The sequence below is a fragment of the Cryobacterium sp. Hh38 genome, from assembly GCF_004403235.1.
GTDB classification, from domain to species: Bacteria; Actinomycetota; Actinomycetes; order Actinomycetales; family Microbacteriaceae; genus Cryobacterium; species Cryobacterium levicorallinum.
Genome location: NZ_SOHD01000017.1, coordinates 151,702 through 174,841, shown reverse-complemented (window position 1 = coordinate 174,841; position 23,140 = coordinate 151,702). Strand labels below are relative to the sequence as shown.

The following is a 23,140-nucleotide window of genomic DNA, read 5'->3' as shown; positions in this document are numbered from 1 at the left end:
CCTTGGGTCTTGCGTTGTCACTGCTGCGGAATCATGATGCCGTTGCCCGGGCCCATCGGCAGGTCGAAAAAGAAGAAGACACTCAGCACGGCTACCCAGGCGAGCCAGAACGTGACAGCGAAGGGCAGCATGCGGGCAATTATGGTACCGAGCCCCGCCTGTGGCTCGTATTTGCGCAGCATCGTGAGCAGCACGAGCATGTACGGGTTGAGGGGCGTCAGCACCTGGGTGGCTGAATCTCCCACTCGGAAGGCACCTTGGATAAACGCGGGTTCGTAGCCAAGGAGCACGAACAGCGGCACGAACACGGCGGCCATCAGCGTCCACATCGCCGAGCCTGAAATGATGAAAAGGTTCAGCAGCGAGGCGAGCAGTACGAAGGCAACGACGGCCGAAAATCCGGTGAGGCCGATGGACTCAAGGCCCCCGGCTCCTGCAACGGCGAGCCAACTCCCGATTCCGGAGAAATTGAACAGGGCAATGAACTGGCCGAGGATGAACGCGAGCACGAGGAATCCGCTCATGTCCTTGATGGCTTGCCCCATCACGCGGGGCACGTCACTGCCCCTGGCGATGGAACCGGTGATCTTGCCGTATACCAGACCCGGAATCACGAACATGGCGAAGACGATGAACACGATCGAGCTCAACAAGGGCGAGCGCGGCAAGAACTCGCCGTCTTCGTTGCGCCACGGGGATTCGGGCAAGAGCACGCCGATGAGGATCACTCCGGCGACCACGACGCCGGCCACGAACGCCCAGAACAGGCCGCGATTCTCGGTGTCCGTGAGTCGCGTGTTCATCACGGTGGGAACCAACACGGCGTCATCGTCGAGGATCTCTTCGCGAGCAATCCCTTGGCGGCCCAGACGCGGTTCGAGGATTCTGTCGATGATGAAGCCGGCCAGGGCGATGAGTACGAGCGCGGAGGCCACATTGAAGAAATAGTTCGACACCGGGGTAACGGCGGAACCGGCGTTGGGCAGGTTCTGCGTCACAGACGTTGTGATTCCGGCGAACAATGCGTCGAGGCTCGTCACGAACAGCGAGGTCGAGTAGCCGGCACCCACGGCCGCGAACCCGCCGAGCAGCCCAGCCACCGGGTGCCGGCCGGCTGCCTTGAATACCATTGCGGCCAGCGGAGGGATGACTACGAAGGCCGCATCAGACATGATCGATCCAACGACCCCCACGAACGCCACGGCATAGGGCAGTGACCAGCGCGGCGCCGATCCGAAGGCCTTGCGGATCAGCGCCGCGAGCAGACCGGACTTCTCGGCTACACCTACCGCGAGCAGGATGGGCAGCACCGTCGCGAGCGGCGGGAAGCCCAGGTAGTTGACCCCGATATTCTGGGTGAACCAGGTGAGCCCCTCCGCAGTGAAGAAGCCCTTGACCATCGTGATCTCGTCGGTTCCGGGCAATTGCACCGTGACATTTGCCCACGCCATCGCGGTCGACGCCACCGCCGTGATGCCAAAGAGCAGGAGGAAGAGAATGAACGGGTCTGGCAGTTTGTTACCGACGCGTTCGATTCCGCCGAGAACACGATCGATCAGGGCGCTGCGCCGGGTTAGGGACGGTTGTGAAGACATGGGGCCCACCTTGCTTCGCGTTGATCGGTGAATGAGGAGTCAGTCGAAGAAGTGCGGCACATCGATCGCGCCGCCCTGCTCCGCGAACTCCTCGGCCACGCTCCGGCGCAGCTCGGCGTCGCAGAGAAAGTCGAGGGCGGTGAGCGCGAGGCCGCAGGCTCCGTCGAGGGCGCCGAGCTCGGCGGCATCCGTTGCTGAAGCCGCCGCGAATTCTCGGGTGTGCAGGGCAACGTCTGGTGCCGCGATCTTGATCAGTGGGTGGATACCGGGGATGCGATGGCTGACATTGCCGAAGTCGGTCGACGCTGCGATGGTTTCCGACACCACACCGAGCGGCAGCGGCTGGCGGCCGCGGCGCTGCTGGGCAGCGACCCACCGTTCGGTGAGCGCGTCGTTCGTTCGCACCGGCAGGGTGGGGGCGTGTTCATCCCAGTCGACCTCGACGCTGGTTCCGGTCATCAAGGCCGCGCCTCGGGCGATGCCGTTCAGCCGTTCGCTGAGGTCCTTGAGGGTCTCGGCGAATTTGGAGCGGGCGTAGAACTCGAGCACCGCCCGCTCAGGAATTATGCTCGGCCGAGTTCCCCCCTCGCTGATCACGGCGTGCACGCGGTCCACCGGCGGCAGCTGCTGACGCAGCAGGCCAACGGCCTGATACGCCAAGGTTGCCGCATCGAGGGCATTGCGTCCCATAAAAGGTTGAGCGGATGCGTGCGCCGCGACGCCCGTAAACGTCACGGTGAGCACCCGGCGGCCGAGCCACACCTGGTCGGCGAGGTCGTAACCGTAGGGGTGCACCATGATCGCGGCGTCGAGACCATCGAAGGCACCGTGCCTGGCCATCACCTCCTTGCCCGAGAAGCCTTCCTCAGCGGGGGTGCCGAGCAATACCACCCGGCCCGTGAATGCGTTGGGATTCTCAATGAGTGTGTTCGCCAGCGCGAGGAAGGCACCGACTCCGGCCGCTGCGATCACATTGTGGCCGCAGCCATGCCCCACGTCAGGCAAAGCATCGTACTCGCTGAGAATCGCGATGGCCGGGCCGTCGCCCGACCCGATCTCGGCGCGAATTGCGGTATCAACCCCGTGCACGCCGAGCTGTGCGGCTATCCCGTGGCGACCGAGCAGCTCCACCAAATAGGCGGCGCTGCGGTGCTCAAGAAACGCGGTCTCCGGGTCGGCGTGCAGGCTGTGAACGACGTCCCGCAGATCCTTAGCAAGCGCCTCGACGTGGGCTTCGACAACGCTTACCAGTTCCTCCGGGGCCCCGGCGAACCGCGATGGCACCGGCACCGAGGTCTGCATCCTCCGCGCAGTGTCGGCCTGAAGCTTCTGAAGATAAGTGGTGGTCGGCACTATCGAATGACTCATATATCCACACTAGACAAGGTGATTATCTCGTGGCACCATCCTGACCTACGCCGCAATCTCCGGCCGTTGCGCCGGTTTGCCGCCGGTGGACTTGGACTGAGGTCGCCAATCCGTGGAGATCCTCGCAGCGACGTTGATGAGTTTGGGGCGGACGGTCGCGGTGACAGCTTTTCCGAGGGCGGGACTGGCGAGAGTACCGGCGGCGCGGGTGAGGTTGAACGCGATGCAGGCCAGCACGAGTCAGGCGGCGTTGGCGGTGAATACGCTGGACGGGAAGTGCGCCATCGCCGACGCTTTCATATCGGCGTCCAAATTTTCGATGATTGCATGGTGGCGGTGGGTTTTGTCGGCGTCGACGGTTGTTGAGGCCGCAAACACCGGAGTAGCCGAAGGTGAACGCCCGCAGAAACGATCCCAACGTCGACGGTGCGTAAGTTCCCTTGAACAGTTTCCGGAGAGCACCGTGCCGGAGCATGGCCATATCGTCCATGGAATCCGCCCCGGTGAGTGTGAGAAAGTTGCATCTACGAGATGTCTCCCTGAGCGTAAAATAATTTGTCTTACTAACAACTATTTTCGCTGGTCAGAGTGGCATTCTCGGTTTAACGCGCCGTCAAAAATCTCAGGTCGACCAGTGGATTCAGGCTAAGCCGGTCGCTCGGGAGGCGGATGGCCGAAGAGAGGCAGGGTTCCCCAGGCCTCTCCCTCAAGTGAGGGATGCTTTCGCGCTCAATAGCCTTGTCGGTACGGTCGGAACCGACGGTGAGGAGCCACTCCGCACTGGCCCGTGGGAGAACGGACTCAACTCCACCAGAGCCTGCTCGGCCGAGGCAGACACGATTTCCCAAATTGGAACGGATTAGTCGCCATCGCGTAGAGCATAGGGACTCGGGGTGGCGCGGCTACGCCCATGGCGGCAAGCTCATCGATGTGGCGTTGAACGGCAGCCTGATCGCGTTCGGCAGAGCCTACGACGGTGCCCGTGGAATTGTGTAATTGGGCAGAGCTACGCTCAGCAGAGTTGGCGAGGTCGGAATTTCATAGATTACTTTCTTTGCTCTTCAGGGGAGCACCGGGCGACGGTCGCCGAGCACCGGGAATTCACTACGGACGGACTTCACGATGTCGTCGGATACGTCTACGCTGAAGACCCCCTCACGGTCTCGTGCTTCCAAAAGGATGTTTCCCCAGGGATCGATGACCGAGGAATGGCCGCCGAGGACCACCCCCTGCTGCTCGCCGACTGCGTTGCAGGCGATCATCAGTATTTGGCTTTCGACGGCGCGTGTCGCTGTGAAGAGGCGCCAGTGCGAGAGCCTGGTCAGAGGCCAAGCGGCGGGGGTTACCACAATTTCTGCTCCCGAGTCTATGAGCGATCGCCACAGATCCGGAAATCGGAGATCGTAGCAAGTAGTAGCCGCGATCCGACCCAACCTTGATGGGCTCGTTGTGACTGTGGTTCCGGGCGACAATAGTTCAGCTTCACGGGATTCGTAGCCGAAGACGTGGATTTTCCGGTACGAGTGAATTACGCCGCCTTCAGGGCTGAGCAGGACTGCAGTGTTGTGGTAGCCGCCGTTGGAGCCCCGTTCAATGAAGCTTCCCGCATGGACGTAGCATCCGAGTTGGAGAGCCCACGCGGCGGCGTCAGTGACTGTGCGGCCCTCGAACGGCTCGGACTCTTCAGAGTATCGATCGAAGTTGAAGTACCCCGCAGCCCATAGTTCAGGCAGAACCACCAAATCTGCGTCGGTTCCGAGCACCATTTTTGATACTCTGTCACGGCGCTCGTTGCTTGTTTCGTTGTCGGGGCTGGCTACTTGGATGAGGCTAATACGCATTGTCAGTGCCCTTCTAGGTTCTGCGAAGCAGGGTTCCTAAGCGGTCGATTTCCCCTTCCCCATCTTCCGATCTCGAGGCCTTGTACGAAATTACGCGGGAATCCCCCGTCTCACGGGCTCAAATTCCGGCGCCACAAACGAGGACGTCGCTTTGGGATCCGTGGACTTCGTGAGATGGGTCCTAGGCCTGTCCGGCGCACGAGTATACCTTCCTCGGTGTCGCCGAACGCAGCACCTCGCTGCGTGACCATCACGTCGACCGAGCCGAGGACGTACTCCAGAACGCTGGAACACTTCCCTCACTCAGCCTGTGGAAAATGGCACAGAGAATCACCCGTTCACGCTGCCCGGAGAGCTTGGATCCACACGGCTAACGAGCCACTCTGGCCGAGACTGCCGCCCATCTGGAACATCTCGTCTCTCTGCAGCGCGCAACCTGGCTTGCGACGGCCGACAGCGATGTGCTCGCGATCGCCCGACAATAGTGAAACCGCTCCCATTGCATCCCACCCGGTGTCAGGGGATGAGTATGGCGCGCCCGCGCACGCGCCCGGCCCCGAGGTCGTCGACAGCTTGCTGAAAGTCGTCGAGAGCGTAGGACGTCGTGTGCAGTGTGACTTGGCCTCGTGCAGCAAGCACCATTAGCTCGGTGAGGTCAGTGTAGCTACCCACGAGGTTGCCGATGAAGTTGATCTCGCTCGAAATGATGTCGATCGTGGGCACGTCGATGTTCTCGCCGTAGCCCACGACGTAGTAGTCGCCGGCTTGGCGCAGCATGCGAATGCCCTCCGCTGTCGATCCGCCCTCGCCGACGAAGTCCATCACGGCCTCAGCCCCGGCGCCACCGGTCAGTTCAAGAACGCGATCGACGTGTGATCCGTCGGCAATCACCCCGTGGTCGGCACCAAGCGACATCGCGAGTTCGAGCGCGGCCGGGTTACGGTCGACGACGATCAGCTCCGACGCCGTGAGCGCCTTCAGCACCTGGATGCCGATGTGCCCGAGCCCGCCCGCCCCAATGATGACGCACCGATCGGCGGGGCGCAGGTGCCGGGCGGCCTTGGCCGCTGCGTGATAGGCGGTGAGGCCCGCGTCGGCGAGCGCTGCAACATCCGCCGGTTCGAGTGAATCAGCGATAGGCACGAGGCTACGAGCCGAGGTCTTCAGGTACTCGGCGTAGCCGCCGTGGGTGTCGATCCCTGGAAAAGCGCTCGCGGTGCAATGTACGTCGTCACCGGATCGGCACGCACGACAAAACCCGCAGGTGATGAGCGGATGCACGATCACTTTGTCGCCGACAGCCACATTCGTCACCGCACTGCCGATCTCGTCGACCCATCCCGCGTTCTCGTGGCCGATCGTGTACGGGAGGGTGATTCCTGACTTCTGCTCCCATTGTCCCTCGAGGATGTGCAAGTCCGTGCGGCACACCCCTGCGCCTCCGATCCTCACGATCACGTCGAACGGACCGGTGATCTGAGGTTTTGGAACCTCGGTCATTACAAGGTTTTGGTGGTAGTCGACGACCTGAACGGCTCTCATGGTGCTCATGCAATTTTCCTTTTGTGCGTGCGGATGACTGAAGACAAGGGAAAGAAATTCTCTTCTGCCCTGGGTAGTTGATCGACCTCGGAGCCCGGATACCGCGTTGCGAGCAAACCCCGGCAGAAATGAGCGTTGCCGTCGATCGAGATACGAGTCGAGCGAGCCCGGCGAAGGGCGAGAGCAACGGATACTGCAGGGTAAGGTGATCCGCTGTCGTCAACCAGCACCGATGCGGAATCGACGGTGCTCAGGCCGATCGTCGCCCGCCGCCTCAGCAAGGCAGCCTTCGCCGAGTCGTCGGGCAAATCGCCCAACACCACGTTTGCGACCGCCGTCTCTGCGAGTTCAGGCCGAGCGCGCAGGAACGCGGTGAGCGAGCGTTCCATCGCCGCGGTGTGGGCCTTGCGCTGAAACGTGGCCCGCAATTCATCGAGATCACTCTCTGCCTCGTGCAGGAACGTTCCCTTGTAGCCGGCGTTCGCTGCCAGTCCACTGTTGATGATGTCGGAGTCATGGTGGTCGTCGAGCTCGACTGTCACCACCCCGACATTGCGGAGTGCTGTGAGCACGTCCTTGGCGTCCGACGCCATCAAATACGCGAAGTTCGGTGCGCAGAATGACGTGGGCAGACGCAGGTGAACCTCAACGCTCGCACCCGTCAGCGTCACCGAGCGCACGAATCCGAGGTCGGTGATGGGCTCGTCGAGCTCAGGGTCGATGACCGAATCCAAAGCCCGCAGCACGTCGCCCTCCGTGAGCGGCTCTGGTGCTCCTGCCTCCCAGTGCAGAGTGGCCGCCACTGCGGCTGGCATCATCGTGGTACCCATCACACTGCAGCCAGATCGGCCCGTTCGGGCTGACGCGGCCCCGTCGCCGTCTCATCTGCACTCGGCAACTGCAGTTCGACCGGCACCGGAATGTCGTACATCTTCGCCGCGTTAAGCCCGAGGATCTTTCGCTTCTGCTCGATCGTGATGGGAGCGTACTCCGTCATGTCCTCCGGGATCTGAAAGTCCACGAAGGCTTCGATAAGCCAGCGCGGGGTCCACAGCGCGTAGTCGGAGGAGAACTGGATGCGGTCTTCGCCAATCCAATAGATCAACTCCCCCATGATCTGGGCGAAGTAGCGCGGGCGCGTGTGGATGAAGGGCATCGCTACTGCAAGCCCCCCGTGCACATTAGGCTCCTGCGTGGCTATCCAGCAGAAATCTTCGAGGCGGGGCAGGCCCACGTGCTCGACGATGAAATTGAGGTCGGTGAAGTCGGTCGCTGCGTGGTCGACATCGGCCACGTCGAAGGCATCTCGATCGAGTGGGCGGATTGTCGGCCCCTTGTGCACATGGATGTTGCGGATGCCGAGCTCGCGGCACAACTCGAAGTAACGGTAGGTCCAGGGGTCGTTGAGCTTGTAGCCCCGGGAGTCACCGTGCCACTCGGCGGTATAAAGTTTCACACCCTTCAAGTTGAAACGCTCGGCGTCGGCGCGCAGCTGGTCCAGGCCGGCCTCGCCGTTGCGTGGGTCGAAATTGTGATTGTAGGTGAGCCGCCCAGGGTTCGCCTGGGTGAGCGCGAACGCTTCTTCGGTCTGCCCGAAGCCGGTCTTGTAGAACTCGCCGAGGTGGGCAGGCTGGAAAATGGCGTGGTCGACGTAGCCGTCGGTGAAAATGTCCTTGATGAAACGCTCGCCGCCCTGATAGAGGTACTCCTCATATGGCCACTTCTCCGAAGCTGGGGACAGGTTGGCGTGGTAATCGTAGAAGCAGTCGATGAACTGCTTGCCGTGGATGTTGCGCTGATTCTCGGGGCGCGCGTCCCAGAGCGCCACATGGGCGTCGACAATAAAGTAGCTCTCGCCATCCTTCTGATACATACCTGCTCCTTTGCTGCATGCGGGAATCGTGATTACCTACGTCACGCTAACGGACGCCTACCGGAGCGGAGCGATGGCGCCGTCTCATTCTGAGATCGGTCTGGGCACCTCGGTGGCGGGAAGACCTAAACTGATGGTGACCGACTACCGCAAAGGTGCTGATGGACGCTCACGATCTTCCTTCTCGTGTACACGTGCATAACGCACCGATGGCGGCGATCTCCCCCCGCCTTCTCGCTTCGTGGCGGCGCAGTGAAGACTACGGCGTCTCCCTTGACGACGTCCAGCCCATGTTCTCGGGCACGTACGACGACGAATCGCTGTTCGTCGAGTGTGGGCGTGAGGTCCTGACAGAACTGCACGACACCCTCTCGTCCGAACCGGTCGGACTCATGCTCACCGATGCGGAGGGACTCGTGCTTAACCGACTCAGCGGAGACCGCCAGCTGCTGCTCGCGCTCGACGATGTGCACTTAGCACCAGGATTCTCGTACTCCGAGCGGCAGGCGGGCACTAATGGCCTCGGCCTCGCCCTCGCCGATCGAGTACCCACCCTCGTGCGCGCGGAAGACCATTACACGCTGAGCCTGCGCCTGTACAGCTGTGCCGCTGCCCCGGTTTTCGACCCGGTGAGCGGTCGGCTCGAGGGGGCGGTGAACCTGACGACCTGGTCGGAGAAAGGCTCTGACCTGCTGCTCGCGCTGGCGCAGACGGCTGCCACGTCGACCGCGAACCTCATGCTCGCTCGATCGCAGGGCCACCACCCGCGGCGGGTATCGCGCGGCCAGGTCTTTCGCATCGAGGGTCTACGGGAGCAGTCGGGGAACGCTCCACTGCGCGATCTGTCGGACGCCTGGAACAATGCCGTCACCCGCACCGTCGAAGCCCTCACCGCGGGCCGTATGGTTGCAGCGGTGGGCGAGCGAGGTTCGGGACGAGCTACGCTGTTGGCCCAAGCCGTTCGGCAGGTGTACCCTCACGACCGGCTGTTTGCCGTACGCGCCCCAGCGCCGCGCGACACGGATTCGTGGTTCTCGGTCTGGACACCCGAGCTCAGCCGTCCCAACACCGGGTTCGTGCTGTGCGACGTTGATGATCTCTCCTCTCCCGCCGCCGAGCACCTGCGCGCGATGCTGGTCGGCGAGCGCACCTCCGACGCGGCTGCCTGCCCAGTGTCCGCAGAGCATTTCGATGCCATTCCGCTGCCACTTCGCACCCTTGTCGAAACGGTGGTGCAGGTGCCTCCGCTGCGTGAGCGGGCGGCCGACATCCTCCCCCTCGCCAACCATCTAGCCTGGCGGGCACGCCGCCGCGAGGTCGATTTCACCACCGCCGCTTCACGCGCGCTCACCGACTACGCCTGGCCGGGAAACGTCGAGGAACTCGCTCAGGCCGTCAGAGAGGCCGCGAGCCGCACCGATTTAGTCGACGTGCGCCACCTTCCGCCACAGATACTGTCCCGCGGCCAGCACCTTTCGCGCATCAAGGCGTTTGAGCGCGACGAGATCGTGCGCGTGCTCAGTAGACCCGGTGCCACCTCAGAAGGTGCGGCGGCCGAGCTGGGAATGAGTCGCGCCACCGTGTACCGCAAACTGGCGCAATACGGAATTCAGCTCCCCCGCCACGACTGAACAACATCCCTCGAGACGAGGCACCGTAGGCCTCAACCGCGCGCTGTTGCTCGCCGCATTCGCCGCGCTCAACGCACCAGTCTCACGCAATGGCTGCACCCGAAGATCGCCCAAGGCAAACATCACAGCCAAGCCTTCATTCCGGAGCCCGCCGCCGCTGCGACGTCCTCTCCACCATGATCCGAGACGACACAATCGTATAAATCGGGTCCACACTCCCGACTGGACGAAACCGCGGGGCTGCAACAACGCGCAGTGCCCGTCTCAAGTTGAGATAGTCGCCATCACTCGGAACTCCATCGGCCTAATACTCTCGTCACACCGGGGTTCAGAAAAAAGGCTCCGGGACCGCCATTTGGCCTGCATCGACAACGACGTCAAGGAGCCCCACATGTCCGCAATAAGTCCCATCCGCACAGTCATCAGCCCGGGGCGCTACGTCCAAGGGCCGGGAGCCATTTCCCGTCTGGGCGAGTTCCTCGCACCCATCGGAGACACACCCCTGATCGTCGCCGATGATGCCGTCTGGGGTTTCGTGGGGCACGATGTAACCTCATCCTTGAAGACGGTTGGGCTGCCTGTCACCCGAGAAACGTTCCGTGGAATCCCGTCTGCAAGAGAGATCAATCGCCTCGTTGCCGTGATCAAGAGCACGAATGCGAACGTCGTCGTCGCCGTCGGCGGCGGAAGTACGATCGACGCGGTCAAAGCATCCGGATTTCTCGCAGGTATCCGGTGGGTGACCGTACCAACGGTCGCTTCCACGGATGCGCCGACTTCCGCCTTGGCCGTGGTTTACACCGAAGAAGGTGCATTCGAGGAGTACCGCTTCTTTCCTCGCAACCCGGACCTCGTCCTTGTCGATTCGCAGATTATTGCCAACGCCCCGGCGGCCTTTCTCGCAGCGGGAGTTGGCGACGCTTTGGCCACCTGGCTTGAGGCACGGGCAACGGCAGCTTCAAACTCGCTGACGATGGCCGGGGGTCTTCCTACCCTCACCGGCACCGCCCTGGCCCGACTTAGCTGGGATGTCCTTTGGGAGAACGCGCTGCCAGCTCTCGACGCTGTACGCGATCACCTCGTAACCCCGGCAGTCGAGAAAGTCATCGAGGCGAATACTCTGCTTTCGGGCATGGGGTTCGAGTCCGGTGGTCTAGCCGCAGCCCACGCCATCCACAACGGGCTGACGGCGGTACCGCAAACACATGGACTGGCTCATGGGCAGAAGGTCAACATCGGTTCACTCACGCAGCTGGTACTTGAGGGGGCACCAACCGGCGACATCCGGGATTTCATCGAGTTCACCACTCGAGTGGGCCTCCCCACAACTCTCACCGAAGTCGGGCTGACGGTGGAAAGCTCCCAGGAACTCGCATTGGTCGCCAGTGCGGCTACCGAGAAAGGCGAGACCATTCACGCGATGCCTTTCGACGTGCGGCCGGCCGATGTTGTTTCGGCCCTTAAGTCGATAGAGCGTTTCTCTCGCCGGGTCCGCGAGGAAGCCAGCCTCCCGGTTCCGACGCCATACGTGGCTGCTCACTGACGTGTTCTTGGGCTTCTCCAGTCCAACCGGGCTGAGGCCGCCGACGACCTGATTGTTTAGCGGTTTCGATTTGCTGAAATCATATGCGGACGGATCAGAGACCTCGCTTGGAATCAACTTCGTATCAGCTGGCGGGCACCTCGCCGATCCCAGCCGAGGTGCCCAGCATCGCCTCCGCGATCGCCGCTCAGATCTCGTTCACCTCGGGTGCGGTGAGCGGATCGGAGATGATCGGCGCGCGGCGACTTTGCCTAGGGAAGTCCAGCCAGCAGGTCCCGTGGCTAACGTGCCGGATTAGACGACAACCCGCGACAGAGGTATGAGATTGGAAAGGCCCGCTGCTTCGCCACCGTCAGCCAGGTACTCCGCTCCGGTACAGAACGAAGATTCATCACTCGCGAGAAAGAGAACGAGATTGGAGACTTCTTCAGGCTCTCCTAGCCTATGCATGGCCGTGTTGCTGGGGTTAGGGCTCAGTCCCACAGTCATCGGTGTCCTGACAGCACCGGGGTGCACCGAGTTCACTCGGATACCATCGGCCGCGAGGTCGAGGGCCACCGACTTGGTCAGCCCGCGCAGAGCGAACTTCGAAGCGTTATAGACGCCCAAACCCTCAAACCCGACGAATCCGGCGATTGAGGAGATATTGATGATGGATGCGTGCTCGGATTGCTTCAGTGCGGGCAGGGCCGCCTGGATCCCCCGAAAAGCACCGGTGAGGTTGATTGCGATCGTCCGGTCCCACAGCTCCATTGTCGTGTCTTCCAGGCTCACGAATTCCGCGATTCCGGCGTTGTTCACCAGGATGTCCAGTCCCCCGAAGCTCTCAACCGCGACCGCAACGGCCCGGTCCCAGTCCTCAGAGTCGGTGACATCCAAATGAACGTATCTGGCATTAACTCCGAGCTCATCGGCGAGCGCTTCACCCTGGGCATCTCCGATGTCACCGAGCACGACACGGGCTCCTTCCCGAATCATGGTGCGCGCGTGCGCGGCGCCCATTCCCTGTGCGGCCCCACTGATCAGTGCAACTTTTCCAGCTAAACGTGCCATGGTTCTGCTCCTTCAACATTCGTGTTTTTCGAATTTGTCTGGCTTGAGCGCACCCGCGTGCGGCCGTCAGACGGTGTGGCGCGACAAGATGGCGTTGTTAGCTAGGCCGGCGATTTCCCCGCCGTCAGCAAGGTATTCAGCGCCCGTGCAGAACGAAGCCTCATCGCTGGCAAGAAAGAGCACGAGATAGGAGACCTCTCGTGGCTCGCCCATACGGCGCATGGCAACATGGCTGGGGCTCTCACTGAGTCCCTCCGACAGCGGGGTCTTGATGACGCCAGGATGTACCGAGTTCACGCGGATACCGTGCTTCGCCAGGTCCAGGGCCATGGATTTCGTCAGTCCACGGACTCCGAATTTGGAGGCGTTGTAGACGCTGAGCCCTTCGTAGCCGACAAAGCCTGCCGTGGAGGACAGGTTGATGATGGACGCACGTCCTGATTTCTTCAGTTCGGACAGGGCTGCCATGACTCCGCGGAACGGGCCAGTGAGGTTCACCGCGAGGGTTCGATCCCACAAGGCCATGGAGGTCTCCGCGATGGGCGCGAACTCTGCGATGCCCGCGTTGTTCACGAGGATGTCGAGGCCGCCGAATCGCTGGACGGCCGTGTCGACCGCGTGGATCCAGTCGTCCGGTTTCGTCACGTCCAGATGAACGTAGACAACGTTGTCTCCCAGCTCGGCAGAAAGGGCCTGCCCCTCAGCGTCAAGGATGTCGCCGATGACAATGCGTGCGCCTTCCTCGCTGAAGAGGCGTGCATGCTCTGCGCCCATGCCGCGAGCTGCCCCGGTAATGAGTGCGACTTTGCCTTGTAGACGATTCATTTCACTACTTCCTATCGTTGAGGGCTGATGCACGGAGGGCCCTCGCTGATTCGGAGAAGCAATCATTTCTGACTGATCGACTCCGAGCGAAGGCCCCGTGGCTATGTTTCGTTACAACTTGTCGTTCGCCAGTTCATCGGCAAACGATGCCCCGCGCGTTACGGTGCCAGTCCCTGCATGGGCCCGGAAAGGTCAATCCATCCGCCACCGTCAACGGGAGTGCCGTCGATCTTCATGTAGGTCACCTGCCGGCTGAAGGACCGTGCGTACTGGCCGTCGAAGGCATCCCAAGTCTTGGAGAAGTCGATGACAGGGGTCATGCCGCCGTTGTCCACAACGGTTGTCGAAGCGGCGGCGAGGAAGCTCTCCGGCGTGATGTCCCCCGTGATCGACTCGGCGATCTGTGTGAAGGCGCTGTATCCAGACCAAGCTGACAAGGCTCCCAGGGAGCTGTAGTCGAACGTGTCCGGAGCGTCGTTGGCCGTGAGCGCTCCACGGAAGTCGTCCCAGACGGCGTCGTTCAAAGGCATGTAAGCGCCGGTTACAACGCTGTTCTTGACGCCGGCAAGCTCTTCATATCCCTTGGTCGAAACGGCGTTCAGGTTTCCCTGTGCTCCGTACAGAGTCTGCGTTCCGCCGGACTGAGCGAACGGCGCCATCATGCCCGAGATATTGTTCTCTCCGAGGAACATACTGATGCAGTCAGTGCCGTCAGTGGCCTGGGCGACAACGGAACTGTAGTCGGTGGCGGTGAGGGGAACGCGAATGAATTTGAGTTCCTTCTCGTAGCCGTACGCCTTGGCGATATTGCTGAAAATGATGTTCGTGTCGTCGGTGACGCCCGGGATGTCCAGCTCAAGAACCGCGATGTCCTCGCACCCGTCCTGAACCGCACGAGCAACACCGGCGGGGTTCAGCACCGGGTTGTTGCCCATCTGAAATGTATTCGGACTCGTGTACTCAGCGGCGGCAAGGTTGCAGCACGCGCCTAGGATGGCCATGCTCGCGGCGTCATAGATGGGAACGTTGACGTATGCGTTGTAGCTGAAGGAACCCACATCGGCGATGGCACCCGCGGCGATGGCGTCGCGAGCACAAGCGGCCGTGAGCGTAGGGTCGCCCTTGTCATCGCACACGGTGACTTCGAGCGGGTGTCCGGCGATACCACCCTGGTCGTTGATCCATTTTTCGTATGCCTTTGCGGCCACGAAGATGTTCTCGTAGGTCGGGCCGTTCCAGTCGGCGGCAGCTACCGTCACTGTCTTGATGGGGGTGCCGACCGCTGCGCCAGCCACGGACGCGCTGCCATCGATGGCGGAACCGGAGCTACAAGCGGACAGCATGAGGGCGGCAACGGCGACAGCCGCTACGACCCCCAGCTTCTGGGTGGATTTACGGAAATTGATCAATTGAGCTCCTCCTTGAGCTGAAATGTGGTGCGGGCCGAACCGCGAGGTTTGAGTCACGTCGCTCATTTCCCGATGGGGGTGAGGATGCTGTGGGATAAGCGACAACCATCCAGTTGCTCAAGCAAACGATTGGTTGATTTATTTTCTACCACCCCCTCTAACAGGTGTCAAGAGAATTCTTTTCCGGTGATCTCGGGCCAGGCGAACCGGCAGACTCAGCACTTAATCAAACAAACGATTGACGGATAGTGCATGTCTGGGTCAAGCTGTCTCTCACGCCATCACTTCAGGAGGATCCGTGCATGACACAGTATCTGCGCCCAACACCTTTGCTGTGCCCCGCGACGGCGAACTAACCCAGATCGCTCCCGGGATCTTCTGGGGGCGCCTTCCCCTTCACTACGCCCCTCACCACGTCAACATCTACGTTCTTGACGACGGTAACGCTTGGCTCGTTGTCGACACCGGAGTCGACAGCACGGCCAGCCGAGAAAGTTGGCTTTCCCTCATCTCCGGACCGCTGGCGTCCAAGCCGATCACTCGTATTCTTGTCACGCACTGGCACAACGATCACCTCGGAATGGCCGGCTGGCTCGCTCGCCGTACGGGAGCAACCCTGCTGATCAGTGACGAGGAGCACCAGCGCGGAGCGAGTCAAGCGGATCAGACACGTCACGCTCGCGATGCCCGGGAGCGGCGTTACCTGCTGGCCCATGGCGCCGCCGTCCCAGTGCTTGACCGATGGCTTGCTGAAGGCTTTCAGAACATGTCGATGATCTCCCCCCTTCCTGAAACCTACATTCCGATCGGACCTCGTGATCCGGTGAGAGTGGGGAAACGGACGTTTCAAATCCTCCCGCTATCCGGGCACTCCCCTCTTGCATCTGGCCTGCACTGCTCCGAAGACCACATATTCATCTGTGGAGACCAACTGTCGGACCGGCTCGTGCCTCCCGTCGCCGTCATGTCCGACCAGCCCGACGCAAATCCCTACGCTGGGTTCATTGCATCCATGGACCTTATCCGACGGACCATCCCCGAAGACACGCTCATCCTCCCCGGACACGAGGAGCCATTCAGGGGCGTTGCCGCCGCACTCGCCAGACAGGCGACCAAACACACCGAGGTCTGCAACCGATTACTGAAGGCGGCCCACGAACCTCAGTCCGCCGGGGAACTGGTTTCCCAGCTGAGCCGTTCCGACCCCGGTTCGACTTGGTTCGGATTCGTTGTGTCGCGCGTCGTTGCCTACGCCCATCTCCTGCTGGCCTGGGGACACTTGAGTCGGGTTGTCACCGACGGAAGAATATATTTTACAACCACTCTCACCGAGGAAATCGAGATCTCTCAATTCCTCCCTACTACCGAAACGGAGACCACCCCATGACCCACTGGTCCGGATCATTTCTCGATACCGAACTCGACATCACGCTGAAAGGACGAGTTCGCGTCTTCGACCTTGCGGTACGTCTGGAAAACGGTATGGCTCGACACCCTCACCACCCGCCCTACTCTTTCGCCATGGCCAAAACGCATGGCGGGCACGGATACCGTGACGGCGTCTCTGCCGCGATGGAGATGATTGCCATGGGTGCTCACGTCGGCACGCACATTGACGCCCTCGGTCATGTGTCAAAAGACGGCATGACCTTTGGGTGTCGCGACGTGCTCATGGGCGCCGAAGGGCTGGGCGGCCTCGACGCCGGCAGCATCGAGGAGATGCCACCAATCATTGGGCCGGGCTACCTTGTCAACGGCCCTGAGCTCTTTGGTCGCGACCTCACCCCGGCTGACAGCTTCGGCCCCAGGGAACTGGAGCAGTGGTTCACCGGTCGCACTCTCCCCATCCCCGGATCAATCGTGCTCATCCGCACTGGTTGGATGAAGTACTGGGCGGATTCCGAACGCTACATCGGGCTTTCAACAGGACTGCCCGGAGTAACCCTCGAGGGCGCTCAATGGCTCAGTGCGAGAGGCATTCTCGCAACGGGATCCGACACCATGAACTACGAGCACAAGCCTTCTGCCGCCATCATCAACCTGCCCGTGCACGTTCACAACCTGGTTGAAATGGGAATTCCCATCATGGAATCCATGGACCTCGAAGAACTGGGCAAGGCAGGTGTCTCTGAATTCACATTCATCGCAACACCACTGCGCATCGGCGGAGGGACCGGCTCCCCCATTCGGCCTCTCGCGATTGTTCCGCAATAACCACAACCGTCAGGGCCGAACAATTTCCCGGGTTTCTTCCGCAGCACTAGTCACGGGAGGAAATCCGGGTGTAATATTCAAACAATCGTTTGGCTGAATTATAAGGAGTACAAATGCCCACCACAGAAGAGCGCAATGCGAGGGAAGTGTTCACCAGCGCCGCCCGCGTGTGGCTCCAAGAGAACGTCCCCGCGCGTTGGAGGGAACACAGAGGCAGCTTGAGCGAGAAGGAAACGGACGAGATCCGACACGAGTGGGACCGTCAGCTTCACCGCGGCGGGTTTGCCGGACTCTCCCTGCCGAAGGAATTCGGTGGCCAGGGGCTCTCCATGGTTGAAGAGGTGATCTTCCACGATCTCGCCGCCCAGGCCCAGGCCCCCGACGGGCTGGCCCGCATCGGCCGCATCCTGACGGCACCCAGCCTGATCGGCCACGGAACGGATGAGCAACTTGCGCGCTTCCTGCCGAAGATCCTCAACGGGGATGAGATCTGGTGCCAGGGATTCTCCGAGCCCAATGCCGGATCAGACCTCGCAGGCGTATCTTGCCGAGCAGTCAAAGTCGACGGCGGATATCTCATCTCGGGCCGGAAGACCTGGACCAGCTTCGCCAAGATGGCCCATCGTTGCCTCCTTCTGGCCCAGACGGATCCGAACGCGCCCCGCCATAAGAATCTCACCATGTTCCTGCTGGACATGAAGCAGCCCGGCGTGAACATCAGCCCGATCAAACAAGCCTCCGGACTGACACACTTTGCCGAGGTCCAGTTCGATGACGTCTTTGTCGCCGACGCCGACCGGGTATCCACGGAAGGCTCAGGGTGGAAAGTCGCCATGACGACCCTGATGAATGAACGCGGAGGCGTCGAAGCGACAAGCCGCTATGTCGAGATTCGCTCCGACATGGATCTCCTACTCGCGACGCTCGGTGACCGGCCAGACCTGCGAAAGCAACTCGACGAGTTGGACATTCGGGTCGAACTGGTCCACTGGCAGGTCTCCAAAGCGGTTGACCTTGAGCTCGACTCACCGGATTTCTTCCGGGCGACATCCATTTTGAAGCTGCTGTGGAGCGAGCTGTGGCAAGAAACCTCCATTCTCGGACTCGAGAACATGACCCCCGAAACATCGGATCACTGGCGTCTGCAGTATCTCGAAACCCGCGCCTCCTCGATCTATTCGGGAAGCAATGAAATCCAAAGAAACATTATCAGCGAACGAGTATTGGGGTTGCCGCGATGACACTTCTCACCACGCGTCCGGGCGAGATCGGTCTGCTTGCCGCCGGAGCGATCCGTTCAGCCCTCGTCAAGGCCACGGACCAGGCGAACATCTCCTCCTATATCGAAGGGCAGTCCCCTCTCGCCTGGAGCGACATTTCTGATGCCGGCTGGGACCTTGTCGGCGTCACCGAGGACGACGAGTCCGCGACCCTTCGCGACCTTGTGGAAATCGCCAAGGCCTGGGGAGAAATCACCGTTCAGCTCCCTCTGCTGACCACGATCATGGCGAAGCGCCACTCCGCCAGCGCAGCCGAGCACGATGGTCCCGTCACCTTCAGCATTCCCACACGCGCTCTCTCCGCGGGCACCGGGATGGTGCCTTTTGGTCAGATCGCAGACATGCACGTGGTCTCTGATTTCATCTCCGAGACGAGCTCCCTCGTTGCCGTGCAGAGCCTCGCCAGTGACATTTTCGCTCCCAGTCTGCGAGCCGCCCACTCATCGCACATCACAACGTTCACTGCGGAGGCCGCCCGTGAAATATCTGTCGTGTGGGCTGCGGAGGGCAGCGGTATCGCCAAACGCGCCGTGGCCGATGCCGTGACGTACGCCAAGCAGCGCATGCAGTTCGGTAAGCCGATCGGCTCGTTCCAGGCTGTCAAACATCACTTATCGAATGCCCACATGGACGCCGAACAGGCGGAAACCGCCGTCGTCTGGGGCAGCCTGGATCCCGCCAACGCGCATCGCAGTGCTGTCTACTCGCTCGACCTCAGCATCCGCGCTGTTGAGCTGGCGATTCAAGTTCACGGAGGCATCGGATTCACCTGGGAGATGGGTCTTCACTTTTACTTGCGCCACCTCATCACCCTGCGAGAAATGGTCACGGCGCTCGGTGAACATGCCTGAAGCCGTCATCGTCGCCACAGCTCGATCGCCGATTGGTCGCGCCTTCAAGGGATCACTGACCGAGATCCGCGGTGATGACCTCACCGCGCAGATCACGATCGCCGCCCTGGCCCAGATCCCCGAGCTGGACCCTGCCACCATCGAGGATTTCCTCCTCGGCTGCGGCCTCCCGGGAGGGGAACAGGGCGCCAACCTCGGCCGAATTGTTCCGCTTTTGATGGGCTACGACGACATCCCCGGGACGACGGTCAATAGGTTCTGCGCGTCTAGCCTGCAAACGACGCGTATGGCCATGCACGCCATCAGAGCGGGTGAAGCCAATGTGCTCATCTCCGCCGGCGTCGAGATGGTCTCCCGCATCCGCGACGGAAACCCAGATGACCCTCAGTACGGCAACAGTGCCTTCACCTCCGGAACACCGCAGCCCGGAGATTGGGTTGACCCCAGGATCACCGGGGACATGCCCAATGCATTTGTCGATATGGGAACGACAGCCGAGAACATCGCGGGCATTCGAGGCGTTTCGCGTCGGGAAATGGACGAGTACGCCTTTCGGAGCCAGGCGCTGACAGAGCAGGCGCGTCTATCTGGCTTCTGGGACCTCGACATCACACCCATCACGCTTCCGAACGGCACCGTCGTCAGCCGCGACGACGGACCGCGTCCCGGCACGACGATGGAGAAACTAGCCGGGTTGGAACCCGTCTTCCGCGAGGGTGGATCTGTCACGGCTGGTAATTGCTGCGGTCTGAACGACGGGGCGGCGGCCCTCGTCATCATGAGTGCTCAGCGGGCAAAAGAACTGAACCTGACGCCCCTCGCGCGGATAGTCTCAACGGCCGTCTCCGCGCTTTCCCCCGAGATCATGGGCCTCGGCCCCGTCGAGGCGAGTAAGAAAGCGTTAGCCCTCGCTGGGCTCAGCGCCCAGGACCTGGATCTCGTAGAGATCAACGAAGCCTTCGCCGCGCAGGTCATCCCTTCCTACCGAGAGCTGGGCATCCCGCTCGAAAAGGTGAACGTTAACGGTGGGGCCATCGCCATCGGTCATCCCTACGGGATGACCGGCGCGCGGATCACGACCACGCTCATCCACTCATTGCAGTGGCATGACAAGCAATTCGGTCTGGAGACGATGTGCGTTGCGGGTGGCCAGGGCATGGCCATGGTTATCGAGCGGCTGTCCTAACAACTTTTCAAAAGCGTGAGAATAAAACAAACGATTGATTGATTTTTTGATATACGTGGTGTTCAATGGAGAACAAGCTTCTTGTCCCTGAACAACGAGTATCTCATCATCATCCGTCCTCCAAACAGCAGGAAGAGTGCCCCGTGAAGATCATTGTGCTCGTGAAGCAGGTTCCCGACACCTGGGGCGAACGATCCCTCGATTCAGCGACCGGGGCGCTTGATCGTTCCGCACCCGACAACATCATCGACGAGATCAGTGATCGGTCCCTGGAGGTTGCCCTCCGACACAAAGACGAGACCGGCGCAGAAATCATCGTTCTCACCATGGGCCCCGCCTCCGCCGCAGTCGCGCTGCGCCACTGCCTTGCGATGGGCGCGGATTCGGCGGTTCACGTTTTGGACGACGCCCTCGCCGGTGCCGATGTCACATGGACGTCAAGCGTGCTTGCTGCTGCCATTACCCACGCGGGCTTCGACATGGTGATTGCAGGAAACGAGTCAACCGATGGCCGCGGGGGCGTAATCCCTGCCATGGTTGCAGAGCATTTATCGGTGCCTCACCTGACATCGCTATCCGAGGTCCACATAGCCGCCGATGTCGTCAACGGCTCACGCGAAACCGATTACGGGACCCTCACCGTGACAGCACGGCTTCCTGCCATCGTCTCGGTGACGGAACAATCCCCTGACGCTCGCTTTCCCAGTTTCAAGGGCCTCCTGAAGGCGAAGAAGAAGCCCCTGGCAACCCTCTCCCTCTCCGACCTGAGCATCAACCCGGAAACCTCATTCAGGTCAACCGGCCGATCGACGATAACGACCGTCACGCGTCGCCCCGCACGCACCGCTGGAATCAAGATTGTCGACTCGGGAAATGCCGGCGTCGAACTGGCAGAGTTTCTTGCCGCCGGGCGCTTCGTCTAACCCCGCCAAACCTCGATCAAACATAAGGAATGACACCGTGTCGACTGCACTGACCTTGATTGAAGTGTCTCCGTCGGGAGAGATTCGCGGAAGCGCGAAGATGCTGCTTGCCGCCGCGACGCGACTCGGAACTCCCGTCGCCGTCCTCAGCACCACGCCGGGCGACCACAGCGAACACGTGAAACAGCTTGGCGATCTCGGAGCTCACCATGTCTTCATCGCGGAGTCGACCCAGACCGATTCCCTGTTGGCGACTCCTGCAGTGGAGTCCCTCGCGGCAGCGTTCTCCCACTTCGATACCTCAGCCGCTGTGCTCGTGACGAACTCCGTCGAAGGCCGTGAGATTGCGGGAAGACTCGCGGTCAGAATCGGTGGAGGCCTCACAATCGATGCCATAGACATCGCGCTCGTCAACGACAGAGTGGTTGCCCGCAACTCCGTTTTCGGAGGAGCCTTCGACGTCGAGTCGTCCATCCACGGCGGGCCGGCTGTCATAACGCTCCGACGGGGCTCGATCGACGAAGACGTCACGGCCCACACTCCCGACCTGACCACCATCACCCTGTCCCTCACAGGCGTTGCCGCCGCCACGATCACATCCCGAACGGAAGCACCCACCGATTCGGGCCGGCCCGACCTTCGTGGGGCCGCAACTGTGGTTTCCGGCGGACGCGGTGTCGGTTCGAAGGAAGACTTCCTCCTCGTTGAGCAACTCGCCGACGCTCTCGGTGCAGCAGTGGGGGCCTCTCGCGCCGCGGTGGATGCCGGGTACGTCACGCATTCTCTGCAGGTAGGCCAGACCGGAACCATCGTGTCACCCCAGCTCTACATCGCCTTGGGTATCTCCGGCGCAATTCAGCATCTAGCCGGAATGCAAACGGCCAAGGTCATCGTGGCCGTGAACAAAGATCCCGACGCCCCTATCTTCGACTTCACCGACTTCGGCATCGTGGGTGATATCTTCACGGTCATTCCGCAGACCATTGAAGCCCTGCATCGGCTCCGGCATTGAGCTCCTCCCTGAAGGTGCGGGAGCCGGTACGCCGCCGATGGGTCAAGGCCGCCGGGTTAGCGCTGCTAAGTGTCCTTCTTCTCCTCGCCGCAGTTCTCGGTGCCCAGGCCGTGCGCGACGTACCCGAGGTGCGTTCTTTCATGCAGACTTACCCCGGGCATTCCGCCTTACCCGCCAACGCTCCGGTGGGCCTGCCCGTCTGGTTGGGGTGGCAACATTTCTTCAATGCCTTCTTTATCCTGCTGATCATTCGATCGGGATGGCAGGTACGCACCGAGCGTCGCCCCGCGGCCTATTGGACCAGACGCAATTCCGGTATCTTCCGCACGAAATCGGCACCGAAAAGAGTCAGCATCATGCTGTGGCTACACCTCAGCCTGGACTTCCTCTGGATTCTCAACGGTATTGTCTTCATTGTTTTGCTCGTCGTCACCGGCCAATGGATGAGAGTCGTCCCCCTGGGTTGGGACGTCTTTCCGAACGCTGTTTCCGTGGGCATTCAGTATTTATCGCTGAATTGGCCCACTGACAACGGTTGGGTCAATTACAACAGTCTTCAGCTTCTGAGCTACTCGGCGACAATCTTCGTCGCCGCGCCCCTGGCGATCGCAACCGGGCTCCGGATGTCTTCAGCCTGGCCACAACGTGCCCGAAGAATCAACGCCGCGTTCCCCCTGGCGATGGCCAGAGCAATTCATTTTCCCGTCATGCTCTGGTTCGCCGGGTTCACGATCCTTCACGTGACACTCGTACTCGCAACAGGTGCGCTGCGCAACCTCAATCACATGTATGCCTCCCAGGACAACACAACATGGTTGGGGTTCTGGATTTTCGCAGGATCACTGGTGGTCATGATTGCGGCTTGGTTCGCAGCGACACCGCTCGTGCTGCGCTCCGTTGCCGCACTGACCGGAACAGTTTCTCGCTAGCGGCAATTTTCCGGGCTTGCCTGGGCGAAGTGACCGATCACGGCGAGCCGGTCGCGGAATGCGTC

At 61.3% G+C, this 23,140-nt stretch carries 20 protein-coding genes and 2 pseudogenes; 10 read left to right on the top strand and 12 right to left on the bottom strand.

What is annotated here, in order from left to right:
• Positions 1-17: 17 nt before the first annotated feature.
• The 9 genes and pseudogenes from E3T41_RS06800 to E3T41_RS06765 form a co-directional block, all read right to left on the bottom strand.
• Positions 18-1,595 carry an AbgT family transporter gene (locus E3T41_RS06800; RefSeq protein ID WP_092448068.1) on the bottom strand — a complete coding sequence of 526 codons (1,578 nt, stop codon included), beginning with the start codon at positions 1,593-1,595 and terminating at the stop codon, positions 18-20.
• A 39-nt stretch (positions 1,596-1,634) separates the two neighbouring features.
• Positions 1,635-2,963 carry a M20 family metallopeptidase gene (locus E3T41_RS06795; RefSeq protein ID WP_092448067.1) on the bottom strand — a complete coding sequence of 443 codons (1,329 nt, stop codon included), beginning with the start codon at positions 2,961-2,963 and terminating at the stop codon, positions 1,635-1,637.
• A gap of 45 nt (positions 2,964-3,008) precedes the next feature.
• Positions 3,009-3,323, bottom strand: a pseudogene (locus tag E3T41_RS18415) (hypothetical protein); the annotation flags it as partial.
• A gap of 242 nt (positions 3,324-3,565) precedes the next feature.
• Entirely contained in the window at positions 3,566-3,811 is a 246-nt protein-coding gene (locus E3T41_RS18945; RefSeq protein ID WP_166791506.1) for a DUF2848 family protein, read from the bottom strand.
• Positions 3,765-3,917: pseudogene (locus tag E3T41_RS18940) on the bottom strand (DUF2848 family protein); the annotation flags it as partial. The gene E3T41_RS18945 and the pseudogene E3T41_RS18940, both read right to left, overlap by 47 nt.
• A 107-nt stretch (positions 3,918-4,024) precedes the next feature.
• Entirely contained in the window at positions 4,025-4,804 is a 780-nt protein-coding gene (locus E3T41_RS06780; protein ID WP_134477823.1) for a carbon-nitrogen family hydrolase, read from the bottom strand.
• A gap of 516 nt (positions 4,805-5,320) precedes the next feature.
• A complete protein-coding gene (locus tag E3T41_RS06775) occupies positions 5,321-6,355 on the bottom strand; it encodes an NAD(P)-dependent alcohol dehydrogenase (protein ID WP_198415576.1) in 1,035 nt (344 codons plus the stop codon).
• Entirely contained in the window at positions 6,352-7,164 is an 813-nt protein-coding gene (locus E3T41_RS06770) for an iron-sulfur cluster assembly protein (RefSeq protein WP_241991052.1), read from the bottom strand. Before E3T41_RS06770 ends, E3T41_RS06775 begins: the two co-directional genes overlap by 4 nt.
• Before the next feature lie 11 nt (positions 7,165-7,175).
• Positions 7,176-8,219 carry an amidohydrolase family protein gene (locus tag E3T41_RS06765; protein WP_104132945.1) on the bottom strand — a complete coding sequence of 348 codons (1,044 nt, stop codon included), beginning with the start codon at positions 8,217-8,219 and terminating at the stop codon, positions 7,176-7,178.
• Between the two features lie 194 nt (positions 8,220-8,413).
• Here E3T41_RS06765 and E3T41_RS06760 point away from each other — a divergent pair, with 194 nt between their 5' ends.
• Positions 8,414-9,850 (top strand): GAF domain-containing protein, encoded by a 1,437-nt coding sequence (locus tag E3T41_RS06760; protein WP_233195405.1) that lies wholly within the window; start codon positions 8,414-8,416, stop codon positions 9,848-9,850.
• A 391-nt stretch (positions 9,851-10,241) separates the two neighbouring features.
• Positions 10,242-11,393 (top strand): glycerol dehydrogenase, encoded by a 1,152-nt coding sequence (locus E3T41_RS06755; protein WP_134477821.1) that lies wholly within the window; start codon positions 10,242-10,244, stop codon positions 11,391-11,393.
• A 294-nt stretch (positions 11,394-11,687) separates the two neighbouring features.
• Here the strand turns inward: E3T41_RS06755 and E3T41_RS06750 are convergent, their stop codons facing one another.
• From E3T41_RS06750 to E3T41_RS06740, 3 genes are all read right to left on the bottom strand, one after another.
• A complete protein-coding gene (locus E3T41_RS06750) occupies positions 11,688-12,446 on the bottom strand; it encodes a glucose 1-dehydrogenase (protein ID WP_092448062.1) in 759 nt (252 codons plus the stop codon).
• Between the two features lie 66 nt (positions 12,447-12,512).
• The gene (locus E3T41_RS06745) at positions 12,513-13,271 is read right to left on the bottom strand and encodes a glucose 1-dehydrogenase (RefSeq protein ID WP_092448061.1); all 759 of its coding nucleotides are present in this window, start codon (positions 13,269-13,271) and stop codon (positions 12,513-12,515) included.
• A gap of 158 nt (positions 13,272-13,429) precedes the next feature.
• Positions 13,430-14,680 carry an ABC transporter substrate-binding protein gene (locus E3T41_RS06740; protein WP_166787531.1) on the bottom strand — a complete coding sequence of 417 codons (1,251 nt, stop codon included), beginning with the start codon at positions 14,678-14,680 and terminating at the stop codon, positions 13,430-13,432.
• Positions 14,681-14,978: 298 nt separating this feature from the next.
• On the opposite strand from E3T41_RS06740, the gene E3T41_RS06735 reads away from it, so the two are divergent.
• The 8 genes from E3T41_RS06735 to E3T41_RS06700 all read left to right on the top strand — a co-directional run bounded on the left by E3T41_RS06735 (position 14,979) and on the right by E3T41_RS06700 (position 23,075).
• Positions 14,979-16,067: an MBL fold metallo-hydrolase gene (locus E3T41_RS06735; RefSeq protein ID WP_158251671.1), complete on the top strand. Its 1,089-nt coding sequence runs from the start codon at positions 14,979-14,981 to the stop codon at positions 16,065-16,067.
• Complete coding sequence (locus E3T41_RS06730) at positions 16,064-16,894, top strand: cyclase family protein (RefSeq protein ID WP_134477819.1); 831 nt, start codon at positions 16,064-16,066, stop codon at positions 16,892-16,894. The genes E3T41_RS06735 and E3T41_RS06730 overlap by 4 nt, the downstream gene beginning before the upstream one ends.
• Before the next feature lie 113 nt (positions 16,895-17,007).
• Positions 17,008-18,135 carry an acyl-CoA dehydrogenase family protein gene (locus tag E3T41_RS06725; protein WP_134477817.1) on the top strand — a complete coding sequence of 376 codons (1,128 nt, stop codon included), beginning with the start codon at positions 17,008-17,010 and terminating at the stop codon, positions 18,133-18,135.
• Positions 18,132-19,025, top strand: coding sequence for an acyl-CoA dehydrogenase family protein (locus E3T41_RS06720; protein ID WP_092448056.1), 894 nt, complete (start codon positions 18,132-18,134; stop codon positions 19,023-19,025). The genes E3T41_RS06725 and E3T41_RS06720 overlap by 4 nt, the downstream gene beginning before the upstream one ends.
• Positions 19,018-20,211, top strand: coding sequence for an acetyl-CoA C-acetyltransferase (locus E3T41_RS06715; RefSeq protein ID WP_092448055.1), 1,194 nt, complete (start codon positions 19,018-19,020; stop codon positions 20,209-20,211). The genes E3T41_RS06720 and E3T41_RS06715 overlap by 8 nt, the downstream gene beginning before the upstream one ends.
• A 143-nt stretch (positions 20,212-20,354) precedes the next feature.
• Entirely contained in the window at positions 20,355-21,134 is a 780-nt protein-coding gene (locus E3T41_RS06710) for an electron transfer flavoprotein subunit beta/FixA family protein (RefSeq protein ID WP_092448054.1), read from the top strand.
• Between the two features lie 37 nt (positions 21,135-21,171).
• A complete protein-coding gene (locus E3T41_RS06705; protein WP_241991051.1) occupies positions 21,172-22,146 on the top strand; it encodes an electron transfer flavoprotein subunit alpha/FixB family protein in 975 nt (324 codons plus the stop codon).
• On the top strand, positions 22,143-23,075 hold the full coding sequence (locus E3T41_RS06700) for a cytochrome b/b6 domain-containing protein (RefSeq protein ID WP_134477813.1): 933 nt from the start codon (positions 22,143-22,145) through the stop codon (positions 23,073-23,075). The genes E3T41_RS06705 and E3T41_RS06700 overlap by 4 nt, the downstream gene beginning before the upstream one ends.
• Positions 23,076-23,140: the final 65 nt, after the last annotated feature.